The 18,000-nt window shown below is 42.4% G+C and carries 16 protein-coding genes and 2 pseudogenes; 1 reads left to right on the plus strand and 17 read right to left on the minus strand.

The annotated features are described in order from the left end of the window. Positions 1-147: 147 nt before the first annotated feature. The 15 genes and pseudogenes from J5O05_RS02215 to yceD form a co-directional block, all read right to left on the minus strand. Positions 148-3,798 (minus strand): sensor histidine kinase, encoded by a 3,651-nt coding sequence (locus J5O05_RS02215; protein ID WP_208843415.1) that lies wholly within the window; start codon positions 3,796-3,798, stop codon positions 148-150. 107 nt (positions 3,799-3,905) lie between these two features. Beyond that, positions 3,906-5,711, minus strand: a complete 1,806-nt coding sequence (locus tag J5O05_RS02220; protein ID WP_208843416.1) for an alkaline phosphatase D family protein — start codon at positions 5,709-5,711, stop codon at positions 3,906-3,908. A gap of 49 nt (positions 5,712-5,760) precedes the next feature. Continuing rightward, positions 5,761-6,538 (minus strand): annotated as a pseudogene (locus tag J5O05_RS02225) (TatD family hydrolase). A gap of 8 nt (positions 6,539-6,546) precedes the next feature. After that, positions 6,547-6,873, minus strand: coding sequence for a PilZ domain-containing protein (locus J5O05_RS02230; protein ID WP_208843417.1), 327 nt, complete (start codon positions 6,871-6,873; stop codon positions 6,547-6,549). Positions 6,874-6,885: 12 nt separating this feature from the next. After that, positions 6,886-7,776, minus strand: coding sequence for a DNA polymerase III subunit (locus J5O05_RS02235; protein ID WP_208843418.1), 891 nt, complete (start codon positions 7,774-7,776; stop codon positions 6,886-6,888). Next, positions 7,770-8,396 (minus strand): dTMP kinase, encoded by a 627-nt coding sequence (gene tmk, locus J5O05_RS02240; protein ID WP_208843419.1) that lies wholly within the window; start codon positions 8,394-8,396, stop codon positions 7,770-7,772. Before tmk ends, J5O05_RS02235 begins: the two co-directional genes overlap by 7 nt. Beyond that, entirely contained in the window at positions 8,386-9,360 is a 975-nt protein-coding gene (gene mltG, locus J5O05_RS02245; RefSeq protein WP_208843420.1) for an endolytic transglycosylase MltG, read from the minus strand. The genes tmk and mltG overlap by 11 nt, the downstream gene beginning before the upstream one ends. After that, complete coding sequence (gene pabC, locus J5O05_RS02250) at positions 9,353-10,129, minus strand: aminodeoxychorismate lyase (RefSeq protein ID WP_208843421.1); 777 nt, start codon at positions 10,127-10,129, stop codon at positions 9,353-9,355. The genes mltG and pabC overlap by 8 nt, the downstream gene beginning before the upstream one ends. 65 nt (positions 10,130-10,194) lie before the next feature. Continuing rightward, a complete protein-coding gene (gene fabF / locus J5O05_RS02255) occupies positions 10,195-11,433 on the minus strand; it encodes a beta-ketoacyl-ACP synthase II (RefSeq protein ID WP_208843422.1) in 1,239 nt (412 codons plus the stop codon). An 85-nt stretch (positions 11,434-11,518) separates the two neighbouring features. Beyond that, positions 11,519-11,755, minus strand: coding sequence for an acyl carrier protein (acpP, locus tag J5O05_RS02260; RefSeq protein WP_208843423.1), 237 nt, complete (start codon positions 11,753-11,755; stop codon positions 11,519-11,521). A gap of 219 nt (positions 11,756-11,974) precedes the next feature. Then, positions 11,975-12,722: pseudogene (fabG, locus tag J5O05_RS02265) on the minus strand (3-oxoacyl-ACP reductase FabG). 13 nt (positions 12,723-12,735) lie between these two features. Continuing rightward, complete coding sequence (gene fabD, locus J5O05_RS02270) at positions 12,736-13,662, minus strand: ACP S-malonyltransferase (RefSeq protein WP_208843424.1); 927 nt, start codon at positions 13,660-13,662, stop codon at positions 12,736-12,738. Positions 13,663-13,709: 47 nt separating this feature from the next. Further along, entirely contained in the window at positions 13,710-14,762 is a 1,053-nt protein-coding gene (gene plsX, locus J5O05_RS02275; protein WP_208843425.1) for a phosphate acyltransferase PlsX, read from the minus strand. An 11-nt stretch (positions 14,763-14,773) separates the two neighbouring features. Continuing rightward, the gene (gene rpmF / locus J5O05_RS02280; RefSeq protein ID WP_208843426.1) at positions 14,774-14,944 is read right to left on the minus strand and encodes a 50S ribosomal protein L32; all 171 of its coding nucleotides are present in this window, start codon (positions 14,942-14,944) and stop codon (positions 14,774-14,776) included. A gap of 10 nt (positions 14,945-14,954) precedes the next feature. Next, entirely contained in the window at positions 14,955-15,479 is a 525-nt protein-coding gene (gene yceD / locus J5O05_RS02285) for a 23S rRNA accumulation protein YceD (protein ID WP_208843427.1), read from the minus strand. 119 nt (positions 15,480-15,598) lie between these two features. Between yceD and J5O05_RS02290 the strand changes: the two genes are divergently transcribed. Continuing rightward, positions 15,599-16,186, plus strand: coding sequence for a Maf family protein (locus tag J5O05_RS02290; protein ID WP_208843428.1), 588 nt, complete (start codon positions 15,599-15,601; stop codon positions 16,184-16,186). Here the strand turns inward: J5O05_RS02290 and J5O05_RS02295 are convergent. Together J5O05_RS02295 and rluC are read right to left on the minus strand one after the other, a co-directional pair. Continuing rightward, complete coding sequence (locus J5O05_RS02295; RefSeq protein ID WP_208843429.1) at positions 16,151-16,819, minus strand: HAD-IA family hydrolase; 669 nt, start codon at positions 16,817-16,819, stop codon at positions 16,151-16,153. The two genes, J5O05_RS02290 and J5O05_RS02295, sit on opposite strands and share 36 nt — an antisense overlap. Beyond that, positions 16,819-17,781: a 23S rRNA pseudouridine(955/2504/2580) synthase RluC gene (rluC, locus tag J5O05_RS02300; RefSeq protein WP_208843430.1), complete on the minus strand. Its 963-nt coding sequence runs from the start codon at positions 17,779-17,781 to the stop codon at positions 16,819-16,821. The genes J5O05_RS02295 and rluC overlap by 1 nt, the downstream gene beginning before the upstream one ends. Between the last annotated feature and the right edge of the window lie 219 nt (positions 17,782-18,000).

The following is an 18,000-nucleotide window of genomic DNA, read 5'->3' on the forward strand; positions in this document are numbered from 1 at the left end:
ATCTATATTCTGGGTCTTTTTTATGCGTAAAAACATAAAGATAGGTACAAGATAAAAGGTCAAAGAGACCTTACACTTTACCTACATGGAAATGACCGCTTTGGATCAGAAATAGGCTTTCGCGGTCAGGATGTTTAGACTAGCGGACTAAGCAACTTCTTCACCTTCAACTTTTTGGATCGGTAGCTTAATGACAAATTCGACACCTTGTCCTTGTTTTGAGTGACATTTAATATCTCCTTTTAAGAGTTGCGTAACTAGGTTATACACAATGTGCATACCAAGCCCACATCCACCTTGATTGCGTTTTGAGGTGACAAAAGGATCAAAAATATTGGCGATTATTTCTGGTTTGACACCAACGCCATTGTCTCGATAGATAATTTCAACATATTTGTTGTTTAGGTTTATTTCTGTCGTTACTTTCCCATTATCCTGTTTCTCGAAACCGTGGATCACTGAGTTATTAAGCAGATTCGTCAGAATTTGATAGATTGCACCTGGATAAGTAAGGAGATCTTGCCCATCTTCTCCGGTCACTTCGACTTCGATGCCTTTACCTTTAATCATTGGACTCAACGAATCAAAGACATCCATGATGTATTTCTTAATATTTACAACGCGCTCGGTCTCACTGGATTGGTCGACAGCTACCTGCTTGAAGTTTGTGATAAGTGTTTGGGCACGATCAAGGTTGCGCATCACAAGTCCGTACCCGCTGTTTTGCTCAACGATAGACTTCTCTAAATCACTTTGTTTTAGCGTTTTGTTTTCAAGCTTTTTCTCTATTTGTGAGAGGCATTCCATGTTGTAAGTTAACGCAGTAATGGCAACGCCAAGCGGCGTATTTATCTCATGCGCAACACCCGCGACTAAATTACCTAAAGAAGCCATTCGTTCACTTTCAATCAGATCTTGCTGTGTACGTTTTAACTCCATCATAGCCTGTTCAAGTTTCTGGTTTTTCTTATACAGTTCATCCGTTCTCATCGCGACTTTGATTTCCAATTGCTCATTGAGTTTTTGCAATGCATCTTGATGCGACTTTAATTCCGTGATGTCTTTGAGTGCACCAGCAATACGAATTGCAATTCCGTTACTATCTCGAGTAACTACTTTCCCCCTATCCAACACCCATACCCAGTTACCTGCAATATCCTTAACTCTCAATGGCACTTCATAACTATCTACGATGCCTTTAATACAAGACTCGAGCTTATCCTCCAACAAAATACAATCTTTCGGATGTACATATCGGCTCATATCTTCTACTTCTAGGCGTTCGAAAGAATCCCCATACTCGATACGCGGCGTTACCCTGTGCCTGAATATCTGTTTCGTTTTTAAATGCCAATCCCAAAGCTCATCTCCTGAGGCCCAAAGGGACAACTCCAAACGTTCTTGCAACTCTGTCATTTTCTTGTTGTCGTCTACTACTTGTTTGAAACGTTTTTGCCTCATACGAAGGAAAATTGCGATTAATCCTAGTAAAACTATCGAGTAGAGCGATTTGGACCAAAAATTCCACCAAATTGGTGCATACACTTTGATTGCAAATCGTTTGGTTGGAGAATGTTGATTAAAGCGATTGACGGTATAAACCTCCACTTGGTAATCGCCGGCGGACAACTTAAGTAAGTTCACCTGACGAGTACCATTTGCCAAACGCAACCAAGTGTCACTTAACCCGATAACTCGATAGAAATATTTAAGTTGTCTATCCGAAGTAAATTCTAAACTTGAGAATTGGAGAGAGATAATATCTTGATCATACTGCAGCTCAATATTGGACGTTAATTCTGGCGCTCTGTTAATTAATCCTGCTTCACTGGGTTGAAGCTGTTCCCCAAGCACCGCTATCTCGCTGATAATAAGTGGGTTTTGATATTCTTTTATGTTGATTTTTTCTGGGTAAAACTGATTAAATCCTTTTGATCCCCCCATAAAAACACGGCCATCTGGTGAAAGCCACGCCGCGTTGTAATTAAACTCATAGTCCTGTACACCATCAACGGGTAAAAAGTTATAAATGGTGTAGTCGTTAACGTCTATTTGACTTAAACCACCACTAGTGCCAACCCAAACATGTGACTTTCCATCAAATATGACCGACCAAATTGCATCATTTGCAAGTCCGTCCGTTTGACGTAACGTTCGCTCAACACTAAAACTGTTACTAACAATGGAAAGGCCCGCTTCACTTGCAACCCAAATTTTACCTTTGTCATCGGCGATGATCATAAACACAATGTCTGACGCTAAACCATGTTCTGTCGTTAGGTGTTCAATTCGACCATCTTGAAAACGGTAGAGACCATCACCAACAGAACCAAACCAGAGAGTACGACCTTGAACCATAATAGAAGTGACGTGATTTGGCGCTTTGATAGATAAATTTTTAAAAAATGGTTCAAAACGTTGAGTTCGCTCATCAAATAAGAGTAAACCACTACCTCGCGAACTCGTCACGATAGCGCCATCGTATACATTGACATCATTGAAGTTTAATTCCGTTGCTGATTCAATTTCTGGTCGCCAATTTGACAACTCACTGGAATTTAAATCTAAACGGTATATTCCCGCACCTCGAGTCGTTATCCATAAATGATGTCCGTTAATAAACAGTTTGGTGATAAATACATTTTCCAATGTAGCCATTTGCGGGTAAATTTGTGCGGGCTTTATAAACCCAAAGCCATCAAAGATTTTCGGCCCATCTGATGTTGCTATCCAAAGCGTTCCGTCGCCATCTAAAGCAAATCCTCGTACATCAGGGGAACCAATTGGGTTTTCGTTGTAATTGAACTCACCTACATGACCAAATGAATCACTGAGTTTAGATAAGAACTGCAATCCACGTGTTTCGGTTCCTATCCAAAGGTCATCGTCGCTGTCACGCATGACAGATAGAATGTTATTGTCTTGTAGCCCCTGCTGATATTGTTCCGTTTTTTTCCAATGGCGAATTACTTTACCACTGAGATTGAGCAAGTAGACGCCATTCTCCGTCGCAAGTGTTATTTGATCTGCAGACACAGTTAGGTCGTTTAAGACTGCTCCTTCATCGGGATCGAATTCTTTTTGCCAAACCACTTTCTTAGAGTTCGTATCAAGAACAATAAGCGTACTATGCTGATTAAAAAGATAAATTCGGCTCGCGGAGATTTCAAATCGGCGAAAATTTCCCTCGAGTACTATTTCATGTTTGTTGGACACAGAATCAAAAAAGCTCAAGCTATCGTCGGTCAAATAAAAGTATTGGGATTCTTTGCGAACGACATTTTTGACTTGTAACTTTTCGAATGGCAATACTTCTGGTTGAAGCGTTTTCACATCGAGTACGTAGGGGAATCCAATTTCCGTACTCACAATTACTTTATTCGTTTTACAATCAATATGTGCAACGCGGTCTGATGCGATAGCCTCATATTCAGACGCCAAAAAGGTTTGAAAAATACCTAAATCTGTATGGTAAACGCTGAGTCCAGTACTAGTTCCGATCCACAATTTGTTACTTTCGTGGCAAAGCGATGTAATAAAACCACCCGCCAAACTGTTTTTATTTTGTTGTTTTGAAACAAACTGCTTAAATTCATGTCCGTCAAAGCGATTGAGTCCCGCTTGCGTCCCTATCCAAATGTAGCCGAACTGATCCTGTGCAAGTGCGGTTACGCTGACCTGACTAAGCCCTGAGTCGTAGTCGTACCGTTTCATAACTTGAGACGTATCCGAAAAATTAGGTGTACCCCAAGCTTGCAACGTCAGCATCGTAAGTAAGATGGTGATGATTAGGCGCATAAGTTTTAAAGGACTAGTTAACCCTTTAATAACTATAGCAAGCGGAAATTATTCTGCTCAAATATGAGCAATAATGACAGGCCTCACTTAAGCTTTAAAAGCCTCGCTTATTCTTCTAAGTCGAATTGGCTCCATCCACCGTTACCATGTAACAGTTGGTATTTCTCGAGCGTTCCGTTATGCAGAGATACAAGGCTTATCGAAGAATCACTGACAAGGTATGTCTTTTTGCTACCTACAATAGAGTGTTTTCCAACATTCATTTGCCATCGCTTGGTAAATAAATTTAACGGGCTATATGGGGCATACAACCAACTATCAAGTTTATCTAAAACCTTAATAAGCTTTTTAGGGAATTCATTTTTGATTCCAGATGCCGTTAACTGCCAAATTCGATTATCGTGCTTGCCAAAACGCGCTTTCACGGAAAAGCAGAAAGAGTAATGTACGTCTCCGGACAAGATTATTGTTTCACTTGGTGTATCAGGACGCCTAAAGATATCGAGCAGTTTTTTCGCAGCACCTTCATGCGCCATCCAATTCTCAACATCAACGAGCAATGGCTCGCCACACGCATTAAATAGCGCTTGAATTGCTTCAATGGCTTTAACACCAAACACGGGCGCTGGAGACACTAAGATGACTTGATCGTGACTAACTAAATTTTGTTCGAGTTCAAGCAAACGATCCGAGTCCATAAGACCAGATGGTTCGTTGAAATGGTCATCGTTACGCCATCGATGAGTTCGAGTATCAAGGACTACCACTTTAGGCGTCGTGTTAAGACAATAGTGCCAACTATTAAAACGTTGTAACGGTTTCGAAAAAGTTTGCCAGTCCCAAAATCGGTCTTTTAGTGCTTCGACAAAATTTACGGTAAGTTGGTTCGTTGTTTCTCCTGCATCATTACCTAATCCCTGAAATAACCAATAGGCAGTCATGCCATTGTTGATGATCCGAGCACTTTGTGGGGTTTGATATACAGCCTGTTCCCATTTTGCTGTTAGATTCCAATCGTCTGTGACATCATGGTCATCAAACATCATCAGTGTCGATACGTTGGCAAATATTCGTTCAGCGCGTGGTAAATCGTCGACATACCGTTTTATCCACGTTAGCTCATGGTTGAATTGACTAGCATGTTTTGCATTTGAGCCGATGTAATTGAGTTTAGAAAAATCAATCAATTGCCACGCCTCAGAGGACCATGTTAGTAAATAAAGCGCGATAAACTCAGCAAGTGAAATCAGATGATTACCTGCTTTCATGCTTGTGAAATGAGGTTCATCTTTTTTAAACCAATACCCTACGCATAGTTTAGATCTGTTTTGCCATGGCGTTTTAGGTAAATAGTCCGGCCGATGATACAGTTGCTCCTGAATGGACACAGGTAGCGCCAACGTTGCATGTTTGTCTGGATATAGACCTAAAAGTACCGACAATTGCGTGATGGCAAGTAGCATGGGACCTGCAACGTCATCTGCGTAAATTTGATCGCCGGACATCAAAAGCAGTTGCGGTCCTAAATCGCCTCGTTGTCTTGCTGTTTCTAAATATTCGTCTGCGGTACGTAAACTATCGCGGCTTTCGTGATGTGGGTTACGACATGAACCATGTAAAACTTCTTCCAATCGATTTGGAATAACAATTTCAAGATAATCATTTTCGTAGGCGAGATGGCTCAAATCGACTCGCTCATCGTCAACTAAAAGCTCATAGCGCAATTTAAGGTCGACAGGAAATGGTTGTTTGGTCGGCACAAGCCTCAAAATATACAGCACACAACGTTCACCGAGTTGAAGTTCGATGTCATGCTGTTGAACGCTGTATCCCGCAATAACGATTTTTGGCTTACAACGTGTTGTAGTCACCAGTTGGAAGCACAGCTGGTGAGCTTCTAATCGTCTCACCATTGGCTTCAAAAGGATTTTTGGTAGGTTAGCTCCTTGCAAACACGGACCTCTACCTGTTTACGCCTTTAAACAACGAATAAAAGTTGTTAGTCGTGGCTTCAGCGAGAGCTTGATAACTCAATCCTTTAAGATCAGCGATGAAATAGGCAACATCTTGAACATAGGCTGGTTGATTGGTTTTACCTCGGTGTGGCACTGGCGCAAGGTACGGTGAATCTGTTTCAATCAATAACCTATCCAACGGCAGATATTTCACCACCTCTTGGAGGCTCTTTCGCGTTTTTGAACGTCACAATACCGGAAATAGAAATATAAAAACCCAAATCAAGCGCTCGTTTAGCCATGTCTAAATCTTCGGTAAAGCAATGTAACACGCCCCCACATTGGCTTGCATTATGCGCTTTCATTAATGCAATGGTATCCTCTCTCGCATCACGCGTATGGATTATGAGCGGTTTATCTAACTGGTTCGCAACTTCGATGTGGCCAACGAAACTGTCTTGTTGGACTTGCTTCGTGTCTTGCGAATAATAATAATCGAGTCCTGTTTCACCTATAGCAACAACTTTCTCATGCGACGCCAACGAGATTAGTTTTTCTTTATCTAATTCAAATTTTTGATCCAGTGGATGAACGCCACACGAAGCGGAGACATCCTTATACGATAGGATTTTTTCAAGCATCGTTGGGAATTGATCAAGCGTAACGCTCACGCATAAAAAGTGCTCAACTTGCTTTGCACGAGCATTATCCAGTACTTCATCAAGCGAAACACCGAGTTTGTCCCAATCTAAACGGTCTAGATGGCAATGCGAATCTACAATCATAACTTCTCTTACATGGTGTAGGTTGGCTTATCAGAATTTAGGCTCGTGCCTAAAAGCTTAATAATTTTGTCGTTAAAAGGCTGGCTGTTTTCTCCAAACGCTACGCCAACGCCCGGCGGATTCGCATTCTGAGCACCTTGTGGTGAAACCCACACGACTTTACCTTGGATCACATCTTCTTCCAACGCATCAGGTAACGTTACGCGCGACGATACTGTCGTCCCCAATTCAAAACGCATGTTGCTTTTAACAAATAGCCCACCTTCTCTTAGGAAAGCCATATAACAACGGTAAAGCTCATCTAGGTCTTCAAAATCCGCGAGTAATTCTTGCACTCGGTTCTCCTATTACGATAACTGGCGTAGTGATTGTTGTAACATGGCTAAACTTAACAACATATTCGTACCAGCTAACGTTTTTGTCTTTTTTACAAACAAGGTAACTGAATTAAGTTGTTCTGAAATGCGCTCAAAGGGCGCGCCTGCCAACGCTACTTGTTTGATTCTTTGAGTTAAGAATAAACAAAATGTGTCGACAAGTTCAGTTCTTTTAGCCAGCATGGAATTCAGCTCGTTTAATTGCCATGCAGTTACGTCACTATTGGCACAATCATATAACGTTTTGATATTTGATTCTATTTCCTCTTCTTGCCAATCAAGGACAAGAAAAGGTTGCTGCAAAAACAGAGTCTGCCAAGGTTCAATTTCATGCGAATTAAGCTGGTTGCATAACCAGTTAGCACTTTGTTCTGCGACAACTAATTGCTTAAAGCACCGGCTGGCAATTGTTGCGGGTAAACGAGATACGTCATCGCAGCATAGAATGAGATATCGATTTGCATTTGGTTCTTCCAATGTTTTCAATAACGCATTAGCAGCGGATGACGTCATTGAGTCAGCAAATCGGATAACAACAACTTTATTACCACCTTGCTGTGCAGAATGATAAATAAATTCACCCAACTCTCGAATTTGGTCCACGCCAATAGATGAATTTGCTTCACCGATATCGAGTCTATCAGGATGATTACCCGCTTTTATCAGTAAACAACTTTTGCATGTCCCACAGGCTACCAAGCTACTTGGCTTGTCACAAAGTAAACCATCTGAAAGTGAACTTGCTAGTAAACTTTTTCCAGTGCCTCTTAAGCCATGTAGCATTATCGCATGGTGTAACCGACCTTGCTGAAAAGTATGATTAAATTGCTGCTGAAGTTGTTCAAGCCAAGGGGCTAACATACCTTGTCCAAAAATTGTGAGAGTGCGTTGTGAATGTCGTCATGCACTTGCGTCATTGACTGACTTGCATCAATTTTGACTCCAAAACTAGCGTTTTCGACCAATGAAAGGTATTTAGCTCTCGTTCGTTCAAAAAACTCTATAGCCTCTTGTTCAATTCTATCTAACTCACCTCGCCCTCTTGCACGGGAAAGCCCTAGACTTGGCTCAATATCCAAATAAAGAACTAAATCAGGCGTGAGTCCATTTAGCACAATCGTTGCCAATGCGTCTAAATGTGTCTGAGGCAGTTGGCGACCACCACCTTGATACGCTTGTGACGACCAGTCGTGTCTATCGGCAAGCACCCATTGACCTTTTGACAACGCGGGTTTAATCACGTTGTGTATCAGCTGTGCACGCGCGGCGTACATAATGAGCAATTCTGTTTCTGGTGCAACGTTTTCTTCATGATGGCTTTTAACAAGGCTACGAAGTGATTCCGCAAGCGGTGTACCTCCAGGTTCCCTAACTTTAACAAAGTCGATACCTCGAGAATTAAGGGCTTGCTCACAAATACCCATAGCGGTTGACTTTCCAGCGCCTTCCAGCCCTTCAATTACAATAAATCTACCCTGCATGTTTGCTCTTTTCTAAAAATAATTTTACCGCTTGATTATGTTCTTCAAGCGTTGTCGAAAACGTATGTCCACCTTCTCCGTCCGCAACAAAATAATAATAATTTGTTTGCCTAGGATTTAATGCCGCAGTAACCGCGCCTGCCGATGGCATTGCTATTGGTGTCGGTGGCAACCCATCAATTCGATACGTGTTATAGGGTGTCTTTTCTTTCAAATTTGCCCGAGTGATATCGCCGTTGAAACGTTCACCTAATCCGTAGATCACGGTTGGGTCCGTTTGCAAACGCATGCCTTTACGTAACCGATTGACAAAAACCGATGCCACTGTCGCTCGTTCGTCAGCCAACGCGGTTTCTTTTTCGATGATTGAAGCCAATATTAATGCTTCATAGGGCGTCGCGAGTGGCAAGTCATCCATTTTATTCGCCCAAGTAGTTTTGAGCAACTTATCCATCTGTTGATGTGCTCTTTTGGCAAGCTCAGTTGCTTTAGTGTAAGCAACATAGTGATAAGTTTCAGGTAACAACCACCCTTCATATTCCGACGCGCTTTCATCTGGATTAAAGTCAAATTCTAAATATGGCGAGCTTTTCATCTTGTGTAAAACTTGAGAAAAGGTTTCTCCCTCAATGATGGTGAAACTAAATTGTTTTTGCTTACCCTTCAAAATCATATTGTACGCCTCAAAAACGGGCATAGATGATAATTCGTATAAGCCTTTTTGCATTCCACCTTCCAAAGGAAAAAGCTTGAAAAACACGCGGTATCGCCAGCATTGCTGTATCCAACCCAACTTTTCCCAACGTTCGCACACTGATAAAGCACCTTGTCCTGCGTGCACGTCAAATAATGAACCTTGAGGGGCATTAAGTCGCTCGGTTTTAACGGTGTTAATCAGGAGGCAAAGATAAATCAGCGTCAAGACAACACAGCAAACGACAGCGAGTAAAATTTTCTTAATCATACAACCCATGTTCCAGAGCAAATCGGGTTACGGTGTTTTTGTTCCACACTTTGTTTTGAATGGCATACACAGGTACAACCCCCATTAAACTGTTACACACAAATACCGCGTCCGCATTCAACAGTGCCTCTTGTGTAATTTGGGCCTCGGTAATGTCCATTTTACTTTTTAGGGATTGTAAGTAAACGCCCTTGATACCACACAGATCGAGTGTCGAGGTCAAGACACGGCTCCCCTCAATCCAAACTAAGTTGCCTATGCTTGTTTCAACGACCATATCGTTATTATCACAAACAACAACATCATCAAAAGGCAAAAGATCCAGTTCCTGCTTAATGAAGACTTGTTCTAATCGATTTAAGGTTTTTAATCCCGCAAGCAGGGGTTGAGGCGCAAGTTTGACGCTACTAGTCCCCAATTTCAAACCTCTATCACGAAGCGATAGATAATGTTCAGGAAAAGGAAGCAACTGCAGCAATAGATGAGGATTGGCATGCGCTGGTAAACTGTAGCCTCGACCACCACAGCCACGCGTGACTATGATTTTCAATACACCTAGCGGTGTCCCTGCTATTAATCTTTGGACTTCAGGTTCGATCAACGTGAAATCTAGTGAAGGGAAAAACAAACGCGCTGCACATTCTTCGAGTCTTGCTTTATGCAAAGGCCAATCAATCACAGCGTCAAATTCAATTTTTGCCGTTGTAAAAAAACCATCGCCGTAGGCAAGGCCTCTGTCCGTCGCAGAGACGCTCGATACTATTTGCATTCGTTCGCTCCCAATAAAAAAGCCCGGCTATGCCAGGCTTTTGATTTACATAGTCTTGTGACTAACTATACACGTTTAAACAGCAACGAACCATTTGTTCCGCCAAATCCAAACGAGTTACATAGCGCATACTCAAGTTTAGCATCACGTGCTGTATGCGGTACGTAGTCTAGGTCACAGCCTTCATCTGGATTATCTAAGTTAATTGTCGGTGTAACTTTTTGTTCTTGTAACGACAAAATAGTGATAATTGATTCAACAGAACCCGCTGCACCAAGTAAGTGACCCATCATTGATTTTGATGAACTCACCATGACAGATTTAGCTGAGTCCTTGAAAATAGACTTAACCGCTTGTGTTTCAGCTTTATCGCCTGCGTGAGTTGAGGTACCGTGCGCATTGATGTACCCAACTGCTTCTGCATTAACTTGTGCATCATTTAACGCATTTTCCATCGCAAGTGCTGCACCCGAACCATCTTCTGGTGGAGAGGTCATGTGGAATGCATCGCCACTCATACCGAAACCAACAAGTTCCGCGTAAATCTTCGCACCACGCGCCTTAGCATGCTCATATTCTTCAAGCATGATAACACCTGCGCCATCTGCAAGGACGAAACCATCGCGGTCTTTATCCCATGGGCGAGACGCAGCTTGCGGGTCGTCATTGCGAGAAGAAAGTGCTCTTGCCGCACAGAAGCCACCCATACCGATAGGTGTTGAGGCTTTTTCTGCGCCACCTGCGAGCATGGCGTCTGCGTCACCATACGCTATCATACGTGCAGCGTGACCGATATTGTGAAGGCCTGTTGTACACGCCGTTACAATAGAAATATTCGGACCACGAAGGCCATGCATGATAGAAAGGTGACCTGAAATCATATTAATAATGGTGGATGGCACGTAAAACGGCGATAACTTTCGAGGACCGCTGTTAAGTAACTTAACATGGTTATCTTCGATAAGCGTTAAACCGCCAATGCCTGAACCTACCGCAACTCCAACACGGTGCGCGTTAGATTCGTTAATTTCTAGTCCAGAATCTTTAAGAGCTTGACCACCTGCAGCAACACCGTACTGGATGAACAAGTCCATTTTCTTGGCTTCTTTTGCTGGAATGTAATCAGTTACATCAAAGTTATTGATTAAGCCCGCAAATTTAGTGCTGAAATTGGTAGTATCGAAATGTGTAATATTCGAGATGCCGCTACGGCCCTCTAACAAACCCTGCCAGGTAGAAGCTACATCATTACCTAGCGGCGTCAACATACCTAAGCCTGTTACTACGACTCGACGTTTAGCCACGGTATCCTCCAAAACGGAATTCTGAATTTTTTGAGGGGAATAGATAGATTAAGGGCAGCGTACGCTGCCCTTAATGATACGTTGCTTACTCAGCGTGAGCAGTTACGTAATCGATCGCTGCTTGAACAGTAGTGATTTTCTCTGCTTCTTCATCAGGGATCTCAGTGTCAAACTCTTCCTCTAGCGCCATTACTAGCTCAACTGTATCAAGAGAGTCTGCACCTAAATCGTCAACGAAAGACGCTTCGTTTTTAACTTCTTCTTCTTTAACACCTAGTTGTTCAATGATGATTTTCTTTACGCGTTCTTGGATGTCGCTCATTCTTCTTTCCTTTATTTAAACGCAATGCGTTATTTTCAGATTGCGGCGTAGTTTACGGCGCATATTTCTGTGATTCAACTATTTGAGCAGACTTTTTTGTCTGGTCAAACCTCTGAGGCCCAAATTCACTCTTTTATCGCTCATTTTAGGTGCGATTTCAAGTATGTTTACGGCAAGATCACAAAAAATTCAATTAAAATATTGTACGAAGACAAGGCCTTAAACCATGTACATCGCGCCATTTACATGCAAAGTTTCGCCAGAAACATAGCCTGCAGCATCAGAGGCCAAATAAACCACTGCAGCTGCAATTTCGCTCGGTTGACCCAAACGTCCTGCAGGTACGTTCGCGAGTGTTGCCGCTTTTTGTTCCTCAGTTAACTCATCTGTCATATCTGTTTGGATGAAACCAGGTGCAATAACGTTAACGGTGATGCCACGTGATGCAACTTCGCGAGCAAGTGATTTAGAAAAACCTATTACACCCGCTTTTGCAGCTGCGTAGTTCGCTTGACCAGCATTCCCCATTGTTCCAACAACAGAGCCGATATTAATAATACGGCCATTTCTTTTCTTCATCATTGGACGAAGTACAGCTTTTGACAAACGGTAAATTGAAGAAAGATTGGTCGTGATAATGTCATCCCATTCTTCATCTTTCATACGCATTAAAAGATTATCGCGCGTGATACCTGCATTATTAACCAAAATATCAACGTCGCCTACTTCTGCTTTTACTGCTTCTAATAAAGCTTCAATAGAGGCTGCTTCAGACACGTTTAAAACGAATCCTTTACCCTTTTCACCAAGATATTCTGAAATTTTCGCAGACGCCCGATTCACTTGTCGCGGTGCCAGCAACTATCGCGCCTTGCGCAACTAACGCTTGTGCAATTGCTTTACCAATCCCACGACTCGCACCTGTTACTAGCGCTACTTTACCTTCCAAAGAAAATAATTGATTCATTGTCACTCTCTATTTATTTAGCTGCTGCGATGGTGTCTGGCGTATTCACTGACTCACACGCGAGCGCTTTATCAATACGTTTCACAAGACCTGAAATAACTTTGCCCGGACCAAATTCATATGACTGATTGATTCCTTGACTTGCAATTTGCTGAACAGTTTCAGTCCAGCGTACTGGGCTGTATAGTTGACGAATCAGTGCGTCTTTTATTGCAGCAACATCCGTTTCGACTTTAACGTCAACGTTATTAATTACGTCAAACACTGGTGTCTTGAACTCAATACTAGAAAATAATGCTGATAGCTTTTCCGCTGCTGGCTTCATCAATTCACAATGAGACGGCACGCTAACTGGCAATGGGAGTGCACGCTTAGCACCTGCAGCTTTACACGCTTCAGACGCACGTTCAACCGCTTCTTTGTGACCAGCAATAACAACTTGGCCTGGAGAATTATAATTAACAGGTGAAACAACTTGATCTTTTGCGCTCTCAGCACATGCTTTCGCAATCGCTTCATCTTCAAGACCGATGATTGCAGCCATCGAACCTGTTCCTGCAGGCACAGCTTCTTGCATGAACTCACCACGTTTTTCGACTAAACGGACGGCATCTTGCAAAGAAAGCACGCCAGCACACACGAGTGCCGAATATTCACCTAAACTGTGACCTGCCATAACAACATCCGCATCAGCATTGTGCTCGCGCCACGCACGATAAATGGCGACACTCGCAGTTAAAAGTGCAGGTTGTGTACGGTGTGTTTGATTAAGTTCCGCTTCACGACCTGTTAGCACTAGCGAGGTTAGGTTATACCCTAACGCGTCAGATGCTTCTTTGAAGGTTGTTTGAACAATTGAATTTGTTTCTAGAAGTTCGGCTAACATGCCCACAGCTTGTGAGTCCTGACCTGGAAACATGAGTGCGATTTTTTGTGACATAATCTGCTCTTATTAGTTTAACTCGTTGCAGTCCAGTCACTTTTCGCTTATTCGATTTTTGAACTGGACGGCAAAACAGCAGCAGCGTTAATTTGTTCAAACACTGCTTGAATCTTTTCGGGGATTTGCCTTTCGACTTCTCGAGCGGCTTCCTCAATCGCCGCTAAAAACGCCTTGTTCGAAGCATTTCCATGGCTTTTTACCACAATACCGCGCAATCCTACCAGACTTGCACCGTTATACTGGTCGGGGTTCACCCTTTTATACATCTTTTTTATAACGGGTCGGAGCAAAAAGGCCAACGCTTTATAAAAAACATGCTTTTTAAGCGCTTTAGTGAACTTATGCATGATAAGTTTTGCAATACCTTCACACGTTTTGAGCGCAACATTCCCAACAAAGCCATCACACACAATAACATGAGCTTTGCCAGTAAAGATGTCACTGCCTTCACTGTACCCGATGTAATTGAGTTGATTGCACTTACGCATTAATTCTGCCGCTTGTTTAATTCCTTCATGGCCTTTAATGTCTTCAGAACCAATATTAAGTAAACTAACTCGTGGTCTTTCTATACCCAAGCGCTGACTTGCTACAACAGAACCCATCACGCCAAATTGAAACAATGTTTGAGGTTCGCAATAAACGTTTGCGCCTAAATCCAGTAAATAAACAGGATCTTTCGTTTCGGTAGGCACAGCAGAAATAAGTGCAGGTCGTTTTACACCAGGTAATACTTTCAAGACATGTGTAGCAATTAGAAACAATGCGCCTGTGTTGCCTGAGCTAACACACGCTTGAGCTTCTCCAGACTTAACAAGATCTAGTGCTATTCGCATAGACGCGTCTTTTTTACGACGTAAAGCCTGAGCAGGTTCGCAGCTGTTCGTGACAACTTCATTGCAATGTTTGATTTTTAAACGAGGATGATGCAGAGAATCGAGCTTTTCGAGTCCTTCAGATATAACTTGGTGATTGCCACAAAGAATTAAAGAGAGATGTGGATTTTGATTTACCGCTTTTACAGCAGCAGGAATAGATGAACGGGGGCCGTAATCGCCCCCCATCATATCTAACGCGATGGTTAGATGAGTAAGCATCAAATAATCTCTTATTTAGAAATTACTTTTTCGCCTTTGTAGTAACCGTCAGCAGTTACGTGGTGACGACGATGCGTTTCACCAGAAACTTGATCAACTGTTAACGCTGGACCAGTTAGAGCATCGTGTGAACGACGCATGCCACGTCTTGCACGAGACTTTTTATTTTGTTGTACCGCCATTAGCCTTCTCCTAAGAATCTTTCTTAAGTTGTTTCAATATCTCAAATGGATTTGGTTTGCTATCTTCCTCGTCGATTTCACCAAAGCGCGTAGGCTTATCGGAGAACGAACAAGAAGCTTCATCATGCATAGGTACTATTGGAATAGAGAGAATCAATTCATCTTCAATCAATTGACGAAGATTAATTTCTCCATGTTCGTCCAGTTCCACAACATCGTAGCTTTCAGGAAGATCATCCGACTCTGCACCCAAACCGACTGGCGTATAAGCAAAGTCTTGTTCCAAATCCAACCCTAACTCCCCATTACATCTTTGACAGGTCACGTGGACTTTCGCAGAAAAATTTCCGCGAATGACCGCAAGGCCTTGTTCGTCAAATTCGAAACGGACAGTTACCGCTATTTCACCTGCTTCATCCAACACAACTTGCTCTAAACGAGAAAGTTCTTCGAGCATTACTACGCCTTCGTAATCACTTCGGCGCCGCGCTGCCCTGCTGGGATCAAGCGTGATGGGAATTTTCACCTTTTGCATAGGGGCTGCATCATATAGATAGTTAGCATGTTAGTCAAAATAAAAATGCACTTTTCCTTTGTTTTAAGCGGATTGCCGCTCTATCCTATCGGAAAAATTATTTCGACTAGGTTGTAGGTATGAAAACCGAGCTTATTTTAGCCTCAAGTTCGCCTTTTAGGCAGTCTATTTTGCAAAAATTTTCATTAAATTTTCATTCTTTTTCACCGGATATCGACGAGTCACCACTTATTGATGAAACACCTGAGCAATTAGTGCTCAGATTGAGTGAATTGAAAGCGCAATCAGCAAAAGAACTTTATGAATCCGGTTTAGCTATCGGGTCTGATCAAGTAGCAGTGTTTAATGGTCATATACTGGGTAAACCACATAACAAAGAAAACGCGGTAAAGCAGCTGACGCTTTTCAGTGGTCAAAAGGTCACTTTTCTCACTGGTTTATCCGTTTACGACATATCAACCGATACAGCCAAAACTATAGTCGAACCGTTTCATGTCCATTTTAGGTCTCTTTCATTAGAGGAAATTTGTGTTTATCTAGATAAAGAAATGCCATACCAATGTGCTGGCAGTTTTAAAAGCGAAGGATTGGGTATCTGTTTGTTCGAAAAATTAGAAGGAGATGACCCAAATTCTTTGGTCGGCCTCCCACTAATTCGACTCTTTTCTTTGTTACGCGAGTTTGGTCTCGATGTGCTCAAGCCCTAATACCGTCGCGAGCTCTAAATAATTATCGACAACGGCAATCGGATGTTTCGAGGCAAGACGCTCACGCTTATCGACTCCCATGGTAACGCCGATAGCCGCTATATTCGCGTTAGCTGCAAGTTCCATATCGATAATTGTATCGCCCACCATCACGGCATCCGCGGCTTCAATATTCAATTCAGCCAAAATATCATGCAACATTTGCGGGTGAGGTTTTGACTGCGCCTCATCTGCGGTGCGTGATGTTGAAAATAAGTGACCTAACCCACTCTGTTCCATCATCCGATCTAAACCTGCGCGACTTTTCCCTGTTGCAACGGCCAACATGACACCACTCTTTTTTAGGGCGGCTAACACTTGCTCGACATTTTCGAACAGCGGCGTTGGGGTTGAATCCAAATATTTGAATTGGTGCTTGTACGCCTCACTCAGCGCTTGCCATTTAGATTCGTGATTGGGAAACAATGTTTGAACAGCGATATCCAAAGATAAACCGATAATGCTTTTCGCTTGCTCTGCGTTTGGTACATCTACCCCACAGGAGCTTGCTGCCAACTGTAAGCTATTCACGATTTTATCTATCGAATCCATGATAGTGCCGTCCCAATCAAAAATGACAAGTTTGCGAGTCATTAGGCTTTCCTTAAATTAACCAAGCACATTTCTAAATTTGCATCGATTGGCGCTTCAACGTGAACGGTCGTCTCAAGTTTTGGATGGATAAAACGAAGTTCTCTAGCATGCAAAAACAGTCGATTTAATCCAGTCGCTTTCATATTGCCGTCAAACTCGGCATCTCCATATTTATCATCACAGGCAATTGGATGACCTTTACACTGAGTATGGACACGAATTTGATGCGTACGCCCTGTAACTGGCGAAGCCTGAACGAGTGTCGCTCCATCAAAACGTTCAAGTACTCTGAAACGAGTATGAGAAGGTTTACCTTCTTCTACATCAACACGCACGACGCGTTCACCAGATTGCAGCGTATTTTTTTTCAAAGGCTCAGTTACATTCTTATTTTTGGCAGACCATTCACCTTTCACTAACGCCCAATAATTCTTTTCCATCGTTTTCTCACGAAGCTGTTCGTGAAGTCCCTTTAGAATGGAGCGTTTTTTAGAAATTAATATACAACCAGAGGTATCCCTGTCTAATCGATGAACAAGTTCAAGGCTGCGCTCTTCAGGTCGCAAAGCTCGAATAGCTTCAATTAAGCCAAAGCTAAGTCCACTTCCACCGTGCACAGCAAGGCCTGAAGGTTTATTCAATACCATCAAGTAATTGTCTTCGTATAGGATGTTGTCTTGAAGTTGAACCACTTTGTCTAAACGATGAATACTGTCTGGTACTTGTTGTTCTTTCTCAGCAACTCGAATTGGCGGAATACGGAGTTCATCGTTTAGCTGAAGTTTATATAACGGTTTAATACGCTTTTTATTTACGCGAACCTCACCCTTACGAAGGATCTTGTAAACCGCACTCTTCGGAACCCCTTTTAAAAAGGTGATTAAGAAGTTATCAATGCGTTGACCTGCTTGGTCTTCGTCGATGGTAACAAAAGTAACTTTTAATCCGGTGTTTTCTGACATTGCCTAATCACTGATTTGAGTAATAATTATGTTGCTAACACGACGCTATTAGTGGGATAATCCGACTGCAAATTTTTGCAACAGGTGCTTTTAAGCCTTGATAGAATCGTGATGCACATTGAATTGGTGATCATACAGCTCAATAGGATAGATTTCCAAAGCTTTTATCATCAATCCAACACTAACACGTGCGAGTGACCAACTGCGATGCGCGTACTA

The sequence above is a fragment of the Pseudoalteromonas xiamenensis genome, assembly GCF_017638925.1.
Taxonomy (GTDB): Bacteria; Pseudomonadota; Gammaproteobacteria; order Enterobacterales; family Alteromonadaceae; genus Pseudoalteromonas; species Pseudoalteromonas xiamenensis.

What these genes read in the sequence shown, in the direction of transcription:
- pabC (WP_208843421.1), bottom strand. Translation starts at nt 10,129, where the DNA reads ATGCAAATAGTATCGAGCGTCTCTGCGACGGACAGAGGCCTTGCCTAC.
- acpP (WP_208843423.1), bottom strand. Translation starts at nt 11,755, where the DNA reads ATGAGCGACATCCAAGAACGCGTAAAGAAAATCATCATTGAACAACTA.
- J5O05_RS02235 (WP_208843418.1), bottom strand. Translation starts at nt 7,776, where the DNA reads ATGTTAGCCCCTTGGCTTGAACAACTTCAGCAGCAATTTAATCATACT.
- J5O05_RS02295 (WP_208843429.1), bottom strand. Translation starts at nt 16,819, where the DNA reads ATGACTCGCAAACTTGTCATTTTTGATTGGGACGGCACTATCATGGAT.
- tmk (WP_208843419.1), bottom strand. Translation starts at nt 8,396, where the DNA reads ATGCAGGGTAGATTTATTGTAATTGAAGGGCTGGAAGGCGCTGGAAAG.
- rpmF (WP_208843426.1), bottom strand. Translation starts at nt 14,944, where the DNA reads ATGGCGGTACAACAAAATAAAAAGTCTCGTGCAAGACGTGGCATGCGT.
- yceD (WP_208843427.1), bottom strand. Translation starts at nt 15,479, where the DNA reads ATGCAAAAGGTGAAAATTCCCATCACGCTTGATCCCAGCAGGGCAGCG.
- rluC (WP_208843430.1), bottom strand. Translation starts at nt 17,781, where the DNA reads ATGTCAGAAAACACCGGATTAAAAGTTACTTTTGTTACCATCGACGAA.
- fabD (WP_208843424.1), bottom strand. Translation starts at nt 13,662, where the DNA reads ATGTCACAAAAAATCGCACTCATGTTTCCAGGTCAGGACTCACAAGCT.
- J5O05_RS02290 (WP_208843428.1), top strand. Translation starts at nt 15,599, where the DNA reads ATGAAAACCGAGCTTATTTTAGCCTCAAGTTCGCCTTTTAGGCAGTCT.
- J5O05_RS02220 (WP_208843416.1), bottom strand. Translation starts at nt 5,711, where the DNA reads ATGGTGAGACGATTAGAAGCTCACCAGCTGTGCTTCCAACTGGTGACT.
- plsX (WP_208843425.1), bottom strand. Translation starts at nt 14,762, where the DNA reads ATGCTTACTCATCTAACCATCGCGTTAGATATGATGGGGGGCGATTAC.
- mltG (WP_208843420.1), bottom strand. Translation starts at nt 9,360, where the DNA reads ATGATTAAGAAAATTTTACTCGCTGTCGTTTGCTGTGTTGTCTTGACG.
- J5O05_RS02215 (WP_208843415.1), bottom strand. Translation starts at nt 3,798, where the DNA reads ATGCGCCTAATCATCACCATCTTACTTACGATGCTGACGTTGCAAGCT.